At 42.4% G+C, this 1,039-nt stretch carries 1 protein-coding gene; it reads right to left on the bottom strand.

The genetic code is table 11. The annotated features are described in order from the left end of the window. Positions 1 to 52 precede the first annotated feature (52 nt). Complete coding sequence (locus tag WA352_RS21695) at positions 53 to 985, bottom strand: IS5 family transposase (RefSeq protein WP_005064486.1); 933 nt, start codon at positions 983 to 985, stop codon at positions 53 to 55. Between the last annotated feature and the right edge of the window lie 54 nt (positions 986 to 1,039).

Genomic DNA, 1,039 nt, shown 5'->3' with positions numbered 1-1,039 from the left:
GGCTTTGTTGCACAAAGATTTGAAAGGCAAAGCGCCCCTAATTGAGCCAAATTTAAGGCGTAACTTGGGTAAGTGGTCGACCTAATTCCGTAAATCTGTTGAGGACTGCTACACGTGCATGAACCTCATTGACTTGGCTATCAAAGCTCCTTGCACTGAGTTTATCTCCTAATAATTTGATGCAGTGCATTTTAGTCTCAACCAAACTTCGGCGATGATAGCCTGACCATTTTTTCCATAGTGTCCTACCTAAACGTTTAATTGTTCGAAGTAATTCATTTCGCTCTAGCGAGCTACTCTTTGTATCTTTCCATGGTTTCGCATTTTTTCTAGGTGGAATCACCGCATGTGCTTGCCGATCTGCAATGACCTGACGGCATTGCTTGGTGTCATAAGCTCCATCGGTATAAACAGAGTCAATCTGCTCATCTTGTGGAATCTGATTAAGTAAATCACCAAGCACCTGTGAATCACAGACATTATTGGTTGTGAGCTGAATAGCGCGTATTTGTAGGGTTTTGGCATCTATACCAATATGTAGTTTACGCCATTGGCGACGATATTCAGCTCCATGTTTCTTGCGTTTCCATTCGCCCTCACCTAGAAACTTCATCCCTGTAGAGTCTACGAGTAGATGCAGCCCATCGCTACTTTTTTGGTAGCTGATTGCAATATCAATATGCTTTTGTCTTCTACAAAGCGTACTGTAATCTGGTGCGGTCCAATTTAATCCGCAAAGTTTAATCAGACTTTGCACAAAGCCAGTGACCATACGTAAAGATAGACGGAATAAGGATTTAATCATTAAGCAGCATTGGATGGCTGCGTCGGAGTAGGTTTGATTTCGCCCTTGTTTGCCTTTTGATGGAGCATACCATTGCGTAGCAGGATCAAACCAAAGGGCAATATTTCCGCGATTAATGAGTGCTCGGTTATATGCGGGCCAATTGGTTGTGCGGTAGATTTTGTGTGTAGGCTTCTTCATTTGAAAATTATATCGCTGAAAAAGCCTTTACAGATAGGTTTGTGCAACAAAGCC

The sequence above is a fragment of the Acinetobacter sp. 102 genome, assembly GCF_037028485.1.
GTDB classification, from domain to species: Bacteria; Pseudomonadota; Gammaproteobacteria; order Pseudomonadales; family Moraxellaceae; genus Acinetobacter; species Acinetobacter higginsii.
The sequence above is the reverse complement of the archived record's forward strand: the minus strand, read 5'-3'. Positions and strand labels throughout refer to the sequence as shown.

Coding starts and splice junctions, on each gene's coding strand:
- WA352_RS21695 (WP_005064486.1), bottom strand. CDS start 985: ATGAAGAAGCCTACACACAAAATCTACCGCACAACCAATTGGCCCGCA.